Below are 15,554 nucleotides of genomic sequence, written 5' to 3' on the forward strand. Positions count from 1 at the left end.
TGTTCTTTCAGCGTCCAGGCTTCTCCCTCCATGCGCTTCGCCTGCGCCCGCAGTCCCGCAGGGTGGGGCGCATGGCATGGGCCGCTGTCATCATGCTGGTGGCAGCGCCGTGGGCGATGGCTCAGACGACCCTTAATTACACCGGCGCCCTGCAGACCTACACCGTTCCTGCGGGGGCGGGCGGCGTGATCATCCAGGCCAACGGCGCGGGCGGCGGCAGCGGTGGCAATGATTTGAACGGCGACGGCGGCGCTGGCGCCGCGGGTGCGCGGGCCACCGGCACTTACTACATCGCTCCCGGCACCGTGCTCAACGTGGCCGTCGGACAGGGTGGCCGGCCCGGCAACACATCGCAAGGTGCTTTTACCTGCGCCAACGCGGCGGGCGCGGGCGGCCTTGCGGGCGGTGCTCCGGGCTGGGCCGGCGGCTCCGGTGGCCAGGCCGGCTGCAGCGGCTGGTCCGGCGGCGGTGCTGGCGGCGGTGCCGCCAGCGTGGTGGCCACGGCCGCCAATGCCAGGCTGATCATCGCCGGCGGCGGTGGCGGCGGGCAGGGCGGCGCGCTCGACGTGCCGGGCCGCGCCGGCCTGCCGGCAGCGATAACGATCGGCACCTTGCAAGGCGGGGCCGGCACCGCCGGCACGACGCGTGTCGGCGACGGTTCCGGCGGCGGCGGTGGTGGCGGCGGTTGTGCGGCCGGTGTGGGTGGCGCGGAACTGGTGGACAGCAGCGGTGCCAACGCCACCCGCCAGGCCACGGGAGGCGGCTCCTGCCGCGACACGGTGCTGATTTCAGCCTTCACCGCGAGCGCCTCGGCGGGCGGCGCGGGCGGCGCTTCCGTAACCGGCACAGCGCCGGGTACAGGCAACCCCGGCGGCAATGGCTCCGTCACCATCACGCCGATCTACCCCACGCTGACCGTCAGCAAGTCTCAGCCCAGCCCGGCGCTGCAGGTGGGCGCCAACAGTGTCTACACCCTCACGGTGGCAACCACCACCACGACGCCGGCCTTTGTGGCGCGCGTGGTCGACCAGCTCCCTGTCAACATGACCTACGTCAGCAGCAGCGGCACCGGCTGGACCTGCTCGACCGCGGCCAATGCCGGCGGCACGCTGGTGACCTGCGATTTCGTCGGCACCATCGCCGCGAGCGGCGGCACCTCGACCCTGCAAATTACGGCAAGACCGACGAGCAACATCACGGTCACCAATTACACCGCCGTGGATCCGGCCGGCGGCACCAGCCCGCCGACAGCCACCACCTGCACTGCCGCCAACACGCCGAGCGCCGGCTGCGCTGCGCCCGTGGTCAGTACGGTAGCCCTGGGTTTCGGCGGCAACGTTTACAGCGACCCCAACCACAACAGCAACCTGGACGCGGGCGAGGCTGGCATTGGCGGAGCCAGCGCGCTGTGGGTCAAGCTTGCGCCGCGCACGGGCGGCACTTGCACTGGGCCGGCCACCGTGGCTGCATCGGTCAACCTCACCACCGGCGCCTACAGCTTCACCAACATACAGCAGGGCAACTATTGCCTGATCGTGGACGGCAACAACACGCTGAGCGACATCGCGGCTGCGTATCCGGCCGGCTTCATCGGTACGCAGAACCCCACCGGCGTGATTCAGTTCAGCATCGTAGGCGCGCCGCCCCCACCGCAGAACTTTGGTCTGTACAGCGGCAGCACGCTGAGCGGCAACGTGTTTGCCGACAACGGCGCGGGCGGCGGCACTGCCAACAACGGCGTGAAGGCCGGAACGGAGCCCGGCCTGGCCGGCATCACCGTCAACGCCATGCAGGGTGCGACGACGGTGGACACCGAACCCACTGCCAGCGATGGCAGCTTCATTCTGTGGATTCCCGGTGTCACCAGCGGCACCGTGGTCATCACGCCCGTGCTGCCGGCCGGCTACACCGCCACCGGCGGCTCGGCCGGTACCACGGGCGGCAGCTACACCCGGCCCAGCGTCAGCTACACCGCCGGCGCTGGCCTGGCCCGCACCGGCATCAGCTTCGGCATGGTGGCGCCCAACACCCTGAGCCCCAATGGCGCGCAAACCGCCCAGCCCGGCACGGTCGTGTTTTACGCCCACACCTACACCGCCGGCACCGGCGGGCAAGTCACCTTCTCGATGGCCAACACCGCCACGCCGGCCAGCCCTGCGTGGAGCCAGGTGCTGTATCAGGACAGCAATTGCAACGCAGCGCTGGAGGCCAGCGAGGCGCAGGTCACCACAGCTCTCACCGTCACCGCCGGGCAGACCGTCTGCCTCATCGTCAAGCAGTTCGTGCCCGCTGGGGCCGGCCAGGGCGCGCAGAACAGCGTAACCTTGAGCGCGGCCTTCAGCTACACCAACGCCAGCCCGGCGCTCAGCGTCAGCACCCTGCTTGTCACCGATATCACCACCGTCGGCCAGGCTGGCGACCTGTCGCTGGCCAAGCTGGTGAGCAACGTCACCCAGGCTATCGCCTCGGCCACCAGCGTAAACGCCAGCCCTGGCGACACGCTGCAGTACACGTTGACGGCCACCAACAACGGCACACAGGCGCTGTCCACGCTGTTTGTGAGCGACTCGACCCCGGCGTTCACCGGCTTCGTCTCCACCGCCTGCCCAGGCGTGCTGCCCACGGGTATCACGGGCTGCACGGTGACCACGCAACCGGCCGTGAACGCGCAGGGGGCATTGAAGTGGACTTTTACCGGTTCGCTGGCCTCTGGGGCACAAATCGTCGTCACTTACCGTGTCAAGGTTGATCAGTAGGCTTCCCTGGTGCTCACAGAGGCGGAAAACGGCTTTTTTCAGGCTGTTCTGTAGTTTTGGCCATTGACATCGAATATGTGCCTGAGCAGCTATTAAGTTGGGGGCTTGGGAAGCAAAGTTCATCACCAGATGAGCTGAGTTCCTAAGCTCCTAAATAGATAGCTGCTTGCGCTTTCCTACATTGGGTTGCAGGAGGTTTTCTCTTAAACCTCTTCAGCCCGCACCAAACTCATCACCCAATTCACCGGCTCGCTGCCTCGCCGTGTGGATGGCGCGCATGAACAGCATCTTGACGCGGTCCTGCTCCATGGAGGTCAGCGCGGCGTAGGTGGTGCCCCCTTTGGACGTGACCTGGGCGCGCAGGGTCTGGGGCGTCTCGTCGGACGCCTGCAGCAGCGCCGAAGCGCCTACAAAGGTGCCGACGGCAAGCTTGCGCGCCTGTTCCGGCGCAAGGCCCATGTCCGTGCCTGCCTCGATCATGGCTTCCACAAAATAAAAGACGTAGGCCGGGCCGGAGCCCGAAATGGCGGTGACCGCGTCCAGATGGGCTTCCTCGGTGAGCCACAGGAAATCCCCTGTGGGCTTGACCACCTGCTCGACGGCCAGCCTGTCATCGTCTGTCACGGCATCCCGCGCAAACAGCGCCGTCATGCCTTTGCCGACCAGCGCCGGCGTGTTGGGCATGGCGCGCACCACGCGCTCGGTGCCCAGCCAGCGCGCGATGCTGCTGGACCGCACGCCGGCTGCCACGCTCAGGTGCAGGGCGGTTTTGGTGTGAAAGCGTGTTTGCAGGGCTGCATCCTTGAAAGTCTGCGGTTTTACAGCCCAGACCACCAGGCCGGCGCTGGCCAGTGGCGCGCCGGGTTTTTCATGCACCTGCACGCCGAATTGCCGGGTGAGCTTGTTGCGTTGCTCCTCAAAAGGCTCGACCACCTGGATCTGGCTGGCTGGCATGCCCTGTTTAAGCAGGCCGCCAATGATGGCGCTGGCCATGTTGCCGCCGCCTATGAAGGCAATGTGTTCGTTGCTTGTGCGGGAAGTGGAGGTCATGCGTTGTCAATCCAAAAATTCAAAGGCCAGCCACTGGCTGATTTGCCGGGAGCTGAAATTGTCGTCGCTAATGAAGACCAGGCTGCGATTTCCGTTGGGCAGTACCGGGCCCCAGGCCATGCCTTCCGTATTGTCCAGACGTTCCAGCCGGAGGCCGGGCCCCGGGCCGGTGAAGGTGGAAAAGTCGGCGATCAGTGTTTTGTCCACCGCGCGATAGGTGCCAGTCTGCAGGACAGGCGTTGCGAGCGTGTCGGATCCCTGCCGGGTGTCGATAAGGTACAGGCGCAGCGAGTTACCTGCTTGCGGGCCCCAGCCGGCCATATAGGCCCGCTCGAGCACCAGCATGCGGTCGGCATCGAGCATCAGGATTTCCACCACACCGTTGTCGGCATAGGTGGCTGGTGCGACAGGTGCGCGCGGAATGGCGTCGGGCACATACGCGATTTGCCGCAATGCTTTCCCGCTGGCAAGGTCAATTTGGGTGAAGCGGCAGGGCCCGCCCTTCGCTTTCACCGTGGGTACGGGTCCATCTTGACGGAAAGCGTTTTCCATGGCGATCCAGGCTGTCTTGTCATCGGGTGTCAGCGCCAGGCCTTCCAGCGCCAGATTGACGCGCGGCCCCCGGATGAGATGAAACTCAAACATGGGCGGCAGCGTAAATTCGCGAACCATCGTGCCGTCAGCCCGGCTTTCGCGCAGCTCCGGTGCCACGCCCGCCAGGGAGTGCCCCTCACTGGTCCACAGCAGCGTCTGGCTGGTGGGGCGCCAGCGAATCGCCTCCGGGTCGGGAATCTGGATGCCCCGCAATACGGCCGCATACGCGTCGCCATTGCCTTCGCGCAGGGTGGTGACGCTCAGCAATTCCGGCTGGCCCAGGCTGTTCATGTCCAGCGCGATGCGTGCGGTGTAAAACCGCGCGGGGTTGATGTTGGAGGCGTCGTCGCTGATCAGGTAATACAGGTCGCTGGCGGCGTCGTAGTCGATGCCCGAGAGCCCGCCCACCGTGGTGCCCTGGAATTGCAGCCGGTGTGGAATGCGGGATTCACCGATCAGGCGCAGGCGTGTTCGAGGCGGCTGGGTGGCTGCGGCCACCGGTTGCGGCGCTCCGCAACCGGCCAGGCCCAGCACAGCGGCCGCGCCGGCTCCGAGGACCAGCCGGCGCCTGGAGGGTGTTGTGGAGTAAGGGTTCATGCGGCCAAGTCTAGCGGCCGCGCTTGAGGGGAGTGTGACAAGCGCAGGCGCGCAAATCGTGTCGGGCAGGGCCGCGCTTACTGCAGCACGGTCTGCCGCACTGCCTGTTCCCACCGCGCCATCAACTCAGCGGCCCGGTCCGCGCCCAGAGTCGGCAAAAACTTGCGCTCGGCGCGCCACATGCCTGACAACTCGTCGGTGCTGCCGTACACGCCGCTGGAAAGCCCCGCCAGGTAGGCGGCGCCCAGCGCGGTGGTTTCAATCACGGCCGGACGGATCACCGGTATGCCCAGCAGGTCGGCCTGGAATTGCATCAGCAGGTCGTTGACGCAGGCGCCGCCGTCTACACGCAGCTCGGCCACAGGCGCTGCGCCGGCACTGACCGCGTCGCGGCTCATGGCCTGCAACAGCGCTGCGCTTTGGTAGGCGATGCTTTCGAGTGCGGCGCGTGCGATGTGGGCCACCGTGGTGCCGCGCGTGAGGCCGGTGATGGTGCCGCGCGCGTCCGGTTTCCAGTAGGGTGCACCCAGGCCGGTGAAGGCCGGAACCATCATCACGCCGCCTGAATCAGGCACGCTTTCGGCCAGCGCCTGCACTTCGGCGCTGCCTTTGATGGCGTGCAGGCCGTCGCGCAGCCACTGCACCACGGCGCCGCCAACAAACACGCTGCCTTCAGTGGCGAACTGCGTTTGGGTTGTTGCCTGGGCTGCGCTGGTGGTAAGCAGACCGTTGTGTGAGGTTTGAAACTGGCTGCCCGTGTGCATCAACATGAAGCAGCCGGTGCCGTAAGTGTTCTTGGCCATGCCGGCCTTGAAGCAGGCCTGACCGAACAGTGCGCTTTGCTGGTCGCCGGCGACGCCGCCGATGGCAATGGCGTGACCCAGCAGGTCGGGCCGCACGTCACCGTAATGCGCACTCGACGGCAACACCCTGGGCATGAGCGAGGCCGGTATGCCCAGCAGGTCAAGCAACTCATCGTCCCACTGGTTGGTGTGCACATTGAACAGCATGGTGCGTGACGCATTGCTGACATCGGTGGCGTGCAACGCGCCGCCGGTGAGTTGCCACATCAACCAGCTGTCGATGGTGCCGAAGGCCAGTTCGCCGCGCTCGGCCTGCGCGCGTGCGCCGGGCACGTTGTCCAGCAGCCATTTGAGCTTGGTGCCAGAAAAATAGGCATCGATCAGCAGCCCGGTTTTGGACTGGATCAGCTTTTCCTTGCCGCGCTCACGCAACTCGGCGCAGGTGGCTTCCGCGCGCCTGTCCTGCCAGACGATGGCGTGATGAACCGGCAGGCCGGTCTTGCGGTTCCAGAGGGCGGTGGTCTCGCGCTGGTTGGTGATGCCCAGCGCGCGGATGTCACTGGCCTTGATATGGGCCTTGGCCAGCACCTCGCGGGCCGTGGCCAGCTGCGTGCGCCAGATCTCCATCAGGTCGTGCTCGACCCAGCCTGGCCTGGGGTAGATCTGCGGCAACTCCTGCTGGGCCAGGGCCACGATGTGGCCGTGTTCGTCAAACACGATGCTGCGGGAACTGGAGGTTCCCTGGTCGAGTGCGAGAAGGTATGTCATGCGCTGGAGTGTATGAAAGGGTGGCAGGCGCGCACAAGTGCGCGGGGCTCAGGAATGGGCCACTTCACAGTTGACGTCCGCCTCTTCCAGCAAGGTGGGGAATGGCTCGGGCGGAGGCATGTCGGTAAACAGCCGGTCAATCTGGGAAAGCGTGGCCAGCTCCACCATGGCGGGCCGGTTGAACTTGCTGCTGTCTGCCGCCAGCCAGACTTCGCGGGCATGCTCGATGATGGTCTGGGCAACTTTGACTTCGCGGTAGTCGAAGTCGCGCAGGGAGCCGTCAGGCTCGATCCCGGAAATGCCGATGATCGCGATGTCTACCCGGAACTGGCGTATGAAGTCGACTGCCGCTTCGCCCACGATGCCGCGGTCGCGTGAACGCACTACACCACCGGCGACGATGACTTCGCAATCGGTATTGCTGCACAGGATGCCGGCCACGTTCAAATTATTGGTGATGACCCGCAGTCCCTTGTGGTGCAGCAGGGCCTTGGCGATGGCTTCGGTGGTGGTGCCGATATTGAGGATCAATGAGCAGTCGTTCGGAACACGCCGGGCCACCGCGCGCGCGATGCGCGCCTTGCCTTCGGCGTTAAGGCTTTCGCGCTGGCGGTGCGCAATGTTTTCGATGGTGGAGCTGGGCACCCGCACGCCGCCGTGAAAGCGCGTCAGCAAGCCTGCTTCCGCCAGGCGCTGCACATCCCGCCGGACGGTCTGCAGGGTCACGTCCAATTTTTCTGCGAGCTGCTCGACGGAGGCCGAGCCATGGGTTCGCACGACGTCGAGGAGCTTGATTTGCCTGGGATTGGAGTTCACGCGGGTTCAAGTTTGATGGAATCGTGGAGGTCTGGAAACTTTATATCGAAACAAAAGGAAACAGATAAGGGAAAACAATTAGATAAAACAATCACAAAAGAAGAAAAATAGAAAAAAACCGAACTTCGTCCAAGTTTCGCCGGGAGCCCTTCTCTTGTCTACTGCTTCTTTTTGTTTGCCTGCCGCTGCCCCGGCACAGAGGCTCCACCGCCGTTTCGGGTCGCTGCGACGCATTCTCAATGGCCGGTTGCACAGAGGGGGCGCGTGATGCAGCTGTCCCTGGACCACGTCAGCAAAAAAGTCGGCGCCGAACAATGGCTTTATGAAATGAACCTTGCGCCGCGCAGCGGCGAAGTCACTGTGTTGCTGGGCGCGACGCAGGCCGGGAAAACCAGCCTGATGCGCATCATGGCGGGTCTGGATGTCCCCACGCAGGGAAAAGTCCTGGTGAACGACGCCGATGTGACCGGCATGCCGGTTCGCGAGCGGAACGTCGCCATGGTCTACCAGCAGTTCATCAACTACCCGTCGCTACGGGTGGCGGACAACATCGCCTCGCCCCTCAAGTTGCGCGGCGAAAAGAACATTGACCAGACGGTGCGAAAACTGGCCGAACGCCTGCATATCGAGATGTTTCTGGACCGCTACCCTGCGGAGCTGTCGGGCGGGCAACAGCAGCGGGTGGCCCTGGCGCGTGCACTGGCCAAGGGGGCTCCCCTGATGCTGCTGGACGAGCCGTTGGTTAACCTGGACTACAAGCTGCGCGAGGAACTGCGCGAAGAGCTGACCCAGCTTTTTGCCGCCGGCGATTCCACCGTGATCTACGCCACCACCGAGCCTGGCGAAGCCTTGTTATTGGGGGGCTACACCGCCGTGATGGACGGTGGTGAACTGCTGCAGTACGGCCCGACCGCCGAGGTCTTCCACTCGCCACGATCCTTGCGCGTTGCGCGTGCGTTCAGCGATCCGCCCATGAATCTGATAGCGGCCCTGCCCGCAGCGCAAGGCCTGCAGCTGGCGGCAGGGCCTATCCTGGCGCTGGCCTTGCCCGATGCGCCGGCGCAAAACCTGGCCACCCTCACGGCCGGTGTTCGCGGCAGCGCCCTGCGCGTCCAAGAGCGTGAGGGTGATGTGGCGCTGCCGGGAAAGGTCGAGTTGGCTGAAATTTCGGGTTCCGACACTTTTGTCCACGTTGCCACGGCGGTGGGTGAGCTGGTGGCCCAACTGACCGGCGTGCACTACTTCGAGCTGGGTGCGCCCATCACCTTGTTTCTCAGCCCCGCCCAGGTGTATGTCTTTGATGCGACCGGTGCCTTGCTTTTGGCGCCAGAGCGCAAGGGAGGACTTGCATGAAGCACCTTTTTGCAACGACTTCTGTGCTGCGGAGGCCTTATGGCGCGTATTGATCTCGACCTGGCCCACGCCTACCGGCCGAATCCGCGCGAAGACAGCGACTACGCGTTGCTCCCGCTCACCATGAGTTTTCGCGATGGCGGCGCTTATGCGTTGCTGGGCCCGTCGGGCTGCGGCAAGACCACCATGCTCAACATCATGTCGGGCTTGCTTGTGCCGTCGCAGGGCACGGTCAAGTTTGACGGCGTAGATGTGACGCACGCCTCGCCGCAGCAGCGCAATATTGCGCAGGTGTTCCAGTTTCCGGTGATCTACGACACCATGACGGTGGCTGAAAACCTGGCGTTTCCGCTGCGCAACCGCAAGGTGCCGGAAGACCAGATCAAAAAACGCGTTGGTGAAATTGCCGAGATGCTGGACATGAGCGGCCAGCTCAACCACCGCGCGGCTGGGCTTGCGCCAGATGCCAAGCAGAAAATTTCGCTGGGCCGCGGCCTTGTGCGGCCCGATGTGTCTGCTGTGCTGTTTGACGAGCCGCTCACGGTGATCGACCCGCACCTGAAATGGCAACTGCGGCGCAAGCTCAAACAGATTCACCATGAATTGAAGCTCACCCTGATTTATGTGACACACGACCAGGTTGAGGCATTGACCTTTGCCGAAGAAGTGGTGGTGATGACGCGCGGCCGTGCTGTGCAGACGGGCTCGGCCGATGCGCTGTTTGAGCGCCCCCGCCATACGTTTGTAGGCCACTTCATCGGATCGCCCGGCATGAACTTCTTGCCGGCCACCGTCGTCGGTGGCGCGCTACGCGTCGCGGAGCGGCCGTTGGCGCTGCCACCCGAGCGCGCCATGCCCGACGGTGAGCTCAAGCTGGGCGTTCGACCTGAATACGTGGTGAAGACAGCGCCCGGCGATCCGGCCGCATTGCCTTTTACTGTCACGCTGGTGCAGGACATCGGCACGCACTGGATGCTGACGGCGCGGATCGGTGAACACACGATCAAGGCCCGGTTGAACCCTGCTTCCCGCGCGCCGCAAGTTGGCGAGGAGGTCTGGCTGCAGGTGATGGGGCCACACACCTGCCTGTACCTCAATGACGAACTGGTGGATGCATGAGCACGACGACTAAGCCCGTTAATCAGAAGGCCTGGCTGCTGGTGCTGCCCGTCATCATCTGCGTGGCGTTCTCCGCCATTCTGCCGCTGATGACCGTGGTTAACTATTCGGTGCAGGACATCATCTCGCCCGAGCGGCGCGTGTTTGTCGGCACTGAGTGGTTTGTATCCGTCATGCGTGACGAAGAACTGCATGCGGCGCTCTGGCGGCAACTGACGTTCTCGCTGGCCGTGCTGGCGGTCGAAATTCCGCTGGGCATCGCACTCGCGCTGTCCATGCCGGCGCAAGGCTGGAAGGCCTCGTTGGTGCTGGTGCTCGTTTCGCTCTCGCTGCTGATTCCGTGGAACGTGGTGGGCACTATCTGGCAGATCTATGGCCGGGCTGACATTGGCCTTTTGGGCGCGATGCTGCAAAAGATGGGCTTTGACTACAGCTACACCGGCAATGCCACGCACGCCTGGGTGACGGTGCTCATGATGGATGTCTGGCATTGGACGCCGTTGGTGGCGCTGCTGGGCTATGCCGGTTTGCGTTCCATTCCCGACGCTTACTACCAGGCCGCGCGCATCGACGGGGCCAGTAAATTTGCGGTGTTCCGTTATATCCAGCTACCCAAAATGCGCGGTGTGCTGATGATTGCCGTGCTGCTGCGCTTCATGGACAGCTTCATGATTTATACCGAGCCTTTTGTGTTGACGGGCGGCGGGCCGGGCAATGCCACGACATTCCTTTCGCAATATCTCACGCAAAAAGCCGTCGGCCAGTTTGACCTGGGCCCGGCGGCGGCGTTCTCGCTGATTTACTTTTTGATCATCCTGCTGCTGTGCTTCATCCTCTACAACTGGATGCAGCGCGTGGGCACGCAAGAGAAAGAGGGCGTGGAATGAACTCACCTAACGCACCCAGATTCCAGGCGCGCACGCTGTTCCTGATCGCGTACATCCTGTTTGCGCTGCTGCCCATCTACTGGATGGTCAACATGAGCTTCAAGACGAATGCTGAAATTCTGTCGAGCTTCTCGTTTTTCCCCCAGGACTTCACCTGGAACAACTACAAGACCATCTTCACCGACCCGTCCTGGTATTCGGGCTACATCAACAGCCTGATTTATGTGGCCATCAACACCGTGATTTCGGTCACTGTGGCCCTGCCGGCCGCCTATGCGTTTTCGCGGTACAGCTTTTTGGGCGACAAGCATGTGTTCTTCTGGCTGCTGACCAACCGCATGACACCGCCGGCGGTGTTTTTGCTGCCCTTCTTCCAGCTCTACACCACAGTAGGGCTGATGGACACCCACATCGCGGTGGCCCTGGCGCATCTGCTGTTCAACGTGCCGCTGGCGGTGTGGATCCTGGAGGGGTTCATGAGCGGGATCCCGCGCGAGATTGACGAGACCGCGTACATCGACGGCTATTCATTCCCCCGCTTCTTTGTCCGCATCTTCCTGCCGCTCATCAAGGCCGGTGTCGGTGTGGCGGCGTTCTTTTGCTTCATGTTCAGCTGGGTCGAATTGCTCCTGGCGCGCACACTGACCAGCGTCAATGCCAAGCCCATCGTCGCGACCATGACACGGACGGTGTCGGCATCCGGCATGGACTGGGCCACGCTGGCGGCGGCCGGCGTGCTGACCATCGTACCGGGCGCCATCGTGATCTGGTTTGTGCGCAACTACATCGCAAAAGGCTTCGCAATGGGCAGGGTATGACCCCGCGCGAAGGAACAGGAGAGACCCTATGACTATCACTCGGTATATCAAGCGGCCGCCGCGGATCTGGCTTTGCCAGGCCGCTTGCGGCGCCCCCTTGAGGGGGAGCGCCGAAGGCGTTCGGGGGGGAGCCCATGTTTGACTGGATGGCCTGGACGACGCCAGTGGCAATTTTCTTTACGTGCATCGTGCTGATGCTGGTGGGCATGACGGTGTGGGAATTGAAATCTCCGACAACGATACGGCGCGGCTTTTTGCCGCTGGAAACCACCCGCGGTGACCGGCTTTTTATCGGCCTGCTCAGTGCGGCCTACGTCAACCTGATTTTTGTCGGCATCAGCGGCAAGCTGGCCGGGTGGCTGGGTCTGGAGGGTGATCCGTCGATCTGGATCAGTTTTTTGCTGTCGATGGCCCTGCTCGCACTTGTCATGCGCAAGGGATAGAAATCTTGAAAAGGAACCCGGCTCATATTCCCCGGAGCCGAATAAGCCTTCAACCACGGGGAGTGAACCAATGAGGAGACAAATCATGAAGATGCGTTATACGGCCCTGGCAGTGGCCGCAGTGTGTGCCATGGCCAGCCCGGGGTGGGCCGACGAGGCGGCTGCCAAGAAGTGGATTGACAATGAATTCCAGCCCTCTACCCTGAGCAAGGACAAACAGCAGGCGGAAATGAAATGGTTCATTGACGCGGCCAAGAAACTGCAGGCCAAGGGCGTGAAGGAAATCTCGGTCGTGTCCGAGACCATCACCACCCACGAATACGAATCGAAGACGCTGGCCAAGGCCTTCGAGGAAATCACCGGCATCAAGGTCAAGCACGACCTGATCCAGGAAGGCGATGTTGTCGAGAAGCTGCAGACTTCCATGCAGTCCGGCAAGTCGATATACGACGGCTGGATTTCCGACTCGGACCTGATCGGCACCCACTACCGCTATGGCAAGGTGATGAACCTGACCGACTACATGGCGGGCAAGGGCAAGGAATACACCAACCCGGGCCTGGATCTCAAGGACTTCATCGGCACGAAGTTCACCACCGGCCCGGACGGCAAGCTGTACCAGCTGCCTGACCAGCAGTTTGCCAACCTGTACTGGTTCCGCGCCGACCTGTTCGCGCGCAAGGACTTGCAGGACAAGTTCAAGGCCAAATACGGTTACGAGCTGGGCGTGCCGCTGAACTGGAGCGCCTATGAAGACATCGCCGAGTTCTTCACCAACGACGTGAAGACCATCGACGGCAAGCCGATTTACGGCCACATGGACTACGGCAAGAAGGATCCGTCGCTCGGCTGGCGCTTTACCGACGCGTGGCTGTCCATGGCCGGCACGGCCGACATCGGCACGCCCAACGGCCTGCCGATTGACGAATGGGGTATCCGGGTGGCGGCCGACAAGTGCACGCCGGTGGGAGCCTCGGTAGCGCGCGGTGGCGCGACCAATTCACCGGCTGCTGTTTACGCGTTGACCAAGTACGTCGACTGGATGAAGAAATATGCGCCTAAGGAGGCCACCGGTATGACCTTCGGGGAAGCCGGCCCGGTGCCGGCCCAGGGCCAGATCGCCCAGCAGATTTTCTGGTACACGGCCTTCACCGCCGACATGACCAAGAAAGGCCTGCCCGTGGTGAATGCCGACGGTACGCCGAAGTGGCGTATGGCCCCCGGCCCCAACGGCCCCTACTGGAAACAGGGCATGCAAAACGGCTACCAGGACGTGGGCAGCTGGACTTTCTTTGCCGCGCACGACGAGAACAAGACGGCCGCCGCCTGGCTGTACGCGCAGTTCATCACCGCCAAGACCACGTCGCTGAAAAAGACCATTGTTGGCCTCACACCGATCCGCGAGTCGGATATCCAGTCCAAGGCCATGACCGACATGGCGCCCAAGCTGGGCGGCCTGGTCGAGTTCTACCGCAGCCCCGCCCGAGTGGCCTGGTCGCCGACTGGTACCAACGTACCCGACTACCCCAAGCTTGCGCAGCTGTGGTGGAAGAACGTGGCCCAGGCAGTGACCGGCGAGAAGACGCCGCAGGCAGCCATGGACACGCTGGCGGGCGAGATGGACGACGTGATGGGCCGCCTGGAGCGCGCCGGCATGGCCAAGTGCCCGCCCAAGCTCAACCCCAAGGGTGATCCCGCCAAATGGCTGAGCGACAAGTCGGCGCCATGGGCCAAGCTGGCCAATGAAAAACCCAAGGGCGAAACCATCAACTACGACAAGTTGCTGCAGGCCTGGAAAGACGGAAAAGTACGCTGATCGGATGGCCGTGCGGTGCGTGAGCGCTGCACGGCTTTTTTTCTGGATTCAGGTTATTGCAACAAGCGCAGGGTAAGCTCGGCGCACTTTTTACCAATGGGTTTGTATGGAAACGGGAAGCAAAGCCCATGACGACTGAATTAGCGCCTGCGCAAACGCGGCGCCAGGATTTAATGGCCCGGCTTGCCGAGCCGTACCACTACGACATCGCGATCATTGGCGGCGGCGCTACCGGCCTGGGGGTCGCACTGGATGCGGCCGCCCGCGGGTTTTCTGTCGTGCTGGTCGAATCGCACGACTTTGCCAAGGGCACATCGTCCCGCGCCACCAAGCTGGTGCATGGCGGTGTGCGCTACCTCGCGCAGGGCAATATCTCGCTGGTGCGTGAGGCCTTGCACGAACGCACCACGCTGCTGGCCAACGCGCCGCATCTGGCGCAGCCCTTGCCCTTTGTCATGCCTTCCTACAAGTTCTGGGAGGCGCCGTTCTACGGTATCGGGCTCAAGATGTATGACGCGCTGGCTGGCAAGGCGGGTCTGGGCGCCACGGAATTCCTGAACCGGCAAGAAACTCTTGCCTGCCTGCCGACAGTGCAGGCTCAAGATCTCAAGGGCGGCGTCAAGTACTGGGATGGCCAGTTTGACGACGCGCGGCTGGCGTTGGCGCTGGCCCGCACGGCGGCGCGCCAGGGGGCGTTGCTGGTGAATTACTGCGCGGCAACGGGCCTGATTCATGAGGGCGGCAAGCTGGTCGGCCTGCATGCACGGGACCAGGAAACGGGCCGCACATTCGAAATCCGCGCCAACTGCGTGGTGAACGCGGCGGGTGTCTGGGTGGACCAGTTGCGGCTGCAGGATGGGCAGGCCATAGGGCGGGACGCCAAGCCCATGGTGGCACCCAGTCAGGGTGTTCATATTGTGGTGGACCGCTCGTTTTTGCCTGGCGACCACGCCCTGCTGGTGCCCAAGACGGCCGACGGCCGGGTGCTGTTTGCCGTCCCCTGGCTGGGTAAAACCATTTTGGGAACCACGGATACGCCGCGCCACGACCTGGCCCGCGAGCCGCTGCCTTTCCGCGAAGAAGTTGACTTCATCCTGCGCGAATCGGCTCGCTACCTGAGCCGCGCGCCCGGTCCGGCTGACATTAAAAGCATCTGGGTGGGGTTGCGGCCCCTGGTCAAGCCGCCGGATGAGGATGCCGGAAGCACCCAGGCGTTGTCGCGTGAGCACACGGTGCTGGTCAGCAAAAGCGGCCTGGTCACGGTGACCGGCGGCAAGTGGACGACCTATCGGGCGATGGCTGAAGATGTCCTGGCTAAGTGTTTTGGCGCGGCGTTGCTGCCAACACGCGGGGCCGGCGTCACCACAAACTTGAAGTTAGTTGGCGCTCACAATTCGAATCACAAAATTAGCGAGGCACCAGGGTCTCATCTGTATGGCAGCGAGGCGTCCGCCATGGAAAACCTGCCGGGTGCCAGCCGCGAATTAGGCGGTGGGCTGACGGAGGCAATGGTGCGTTTCGCTGCCCGCCATGAATATGCCCGCACCGTTGAAGACGTACTGGCACGGCGTTCCCGTCTGCTGTTTCTCGACGCGGCACTGGCCAGAACCCTGGCGCCGGAAGTGGCCACTCTGCTACAGCAGGAAAACGGCGTGGATCCCCAGCTGGACGAATTCCTGACGCTGTGTGGCCAATACCTCAGCCTGCCAGCCTGAATTGCCGCCAGTTGCCGTC

Annotated in this window: 12 protein-coding genes; 8 read left to right on the forward strand and 4 right to left on the reverse strand. The window is 63.3% G+C overall.

The window, feature by feature from the left end:
* Nucleotides 1-71: 71 nt before the first annotated feature.
* Nucleotides 72-2,756, forward strand: a complete 2,685-nt coding sequence (locus tag AC1DU8_RS01310) for a hypothetical protein (protein ID WP_457281407.1) — start codon at nucleotides 72-74, stop codon at nucleotides 2,754-2,756.
* Between the two features lie 213 nt (nucleotides 2,757-2,969).
* Here the strand turns inward: AC1DU8_RS01310 and proC are convergent, their stop codons facing one another.
* The 4 genes from proC to AC1DU8_RS01330 form a co-directional block, all read right to left on the reverse strand.
* Nucleotides 2,970-3,806, reverse strand: coding sequence for a pyrroline-5-carboxylate reductase (gene proC, locus AC1DU8_RS01315; RefSeq protein ID WP_457281406.1), 837 nt, complete (start codon nucleotides 3,804-3,806; stop codon nucleotides 2,970-2,972).
* Nucleotides 3,807-3,812: 6 nt separating this feature from the next.
* The gene (locus tag AC1DU8_RS01320; protein WP_457281405.1) at nucleotides 3,813-4,997 is read right to left on the reverse strand and encodes an esterase-like activity of phytase family protein; all 1,185 of its coding nucleotides are present in this window, start codon (nucleotides 4,995-4,997) and stop codon (nucleotides 3,813-3,815) included.
* Between the two features lie 77 nt (nucleotides 4,998-5,074).
* Nucleotides 5,075-6,568 carry a glycerol kinase GlpK gene (gene glpK / locus AC1DU8_RS01325; protein ID WP_457281404.1) on the reverse strand — a complete coding sequence of 498 codons (1,494 nt, stop codon included), beginning with the start codon at nucleotides 6,566-6,568 and terminating at the stop codon, nucleotides 5,075-5,077.
* A gap of 48 nt (nucleotides 6,569-6,616) precedes the next feature.
* Nucleotides 6,617-7,384 (reverse strand): DeoR/GlpR family DNA-binding transcription regulator, encoded by a 768-nt coding sequence (locus tag AC1DU8_RS01330; RefSeq protein ID WP_457281403.1) that lies wholly within the window; start codon nucleotides 7,382-7,384, stop codon nucleotides 6,617-6,619.
* 267 nt (nucleotides 7,385-7,651) lie between these two features.
* On the opposite strand from AC1DU8_RS01330, the gene AC1DU8_RS01335 reads away from it, so the two are divergent.
* The 7 genes from AC1DU8_RS01335 to AC1DU8_RS01365 all read left to right on the forward strand — a co-directional run bounded on the left by AC1DU8_RS01335 (nucleotide 7,652) and on the right by AC1DU8_RS01365 (nucleotide 15,535).
* Complete coding sequence (locus AC1DU8_RS01335) at nucleotides 7,652-8,737, forward strand: ABC transporter ATP-binding protein (RefSeq protein WP_477726364.1); 1,086 nt, start codon at nucleotides 7,652-7,654, stop codon at nucleotides 8,735-8,737.
* A gap of 39 nt (nucleotides 8,738-8,776) precedes the next feature.
* Nucleotides 8,777-9,856: an ABC transporter ATP-binding protein gene (locus tag AC1DU8_RS01340; protein ID WP_477689540.1), complete on the forward strand. Its 1,080-nt coding sequence runs from the start codon at nucleotides 8,777-8,779 to the stop codon at nucleotides 9,854-9,856.
* Nucleotides 9,853-10,743, forward strand: a complete 891-nt coding sequence (locus AC1DU8_RS01345; RefSeq protein WP_457281401.1) for a carbohydrate ABC transporter permease — start codon at nucleotides 9,853-9,855, stop codon at nucleotides 10,741-10,743. Before AC1DU8_RS01340 ends, AC1DU8_RS01345 begins: the two co-directional genes overlap by 4 nt.
* The gene (locus tag AC1DU8_RS01350; RefSeq protein WP_457281400.1) at nucleotides 10,740-11,561 is read left to right on the forward strand and encodes a carbohydrate ABC transporter permease; all 822 of its coding nucleotides are present in this window, start codon (nucleotides 10,740-10,742) and stop codon (nucleotides 11,559-11,561) included. Before AC1DU8_RS01345 ends, AC1DU8_RS01350 begins: the two co-directional genes overlap by 4 nt.
* A 134-nt stretch (nucleotides 11,562-11,695) precedes the next feature.
* Nucleotides 11,696-12,004 carry a DUF2160 domain-containing protein gene (locus AC1DU8_RS01355; protein ID WP_457281399.1) on the forward strand — a complete coding sequence of 103 codons (309 nt, stop codon included), beginning with the start codon at nucleotides 11,696-11,698 and terminating at the stop codon, nucleotides 12,002-12,004.
* A gap of 85 nt (nucleotides 12,005-12,089) precedes the next feature.
* Entirely contained in the window at nucleotides 12,090-13,820 is a 1,731-nt protein-coding gene (locus AC1DU8_RS01360) for an ABC transporter substrate-binding protein (RefSeq protein ID WP_457281398.1), read from the forward strand.
* Nucleotides 13,821-13,948: 128 nt separating this feature from the next.
* Nucleotides 13,949-15,535 (forward strand): glycerol-3-phosphate dehydrogenase/oxidase, encoded by a 1,587-nt coding sequence (locus tag AC1DU8_RS01365; protein WP_457281397.1) that lies wholly within the window; start codon nucleotides 13,949-13,951, stop codon nucleotides 15,533-15,535.
* Nucleotides 15,536-15,554 lie beyond the last annotated feature (19 nt).

The organism is Polaromonas sp. P3_A5 (assembly GCF_056403055.1).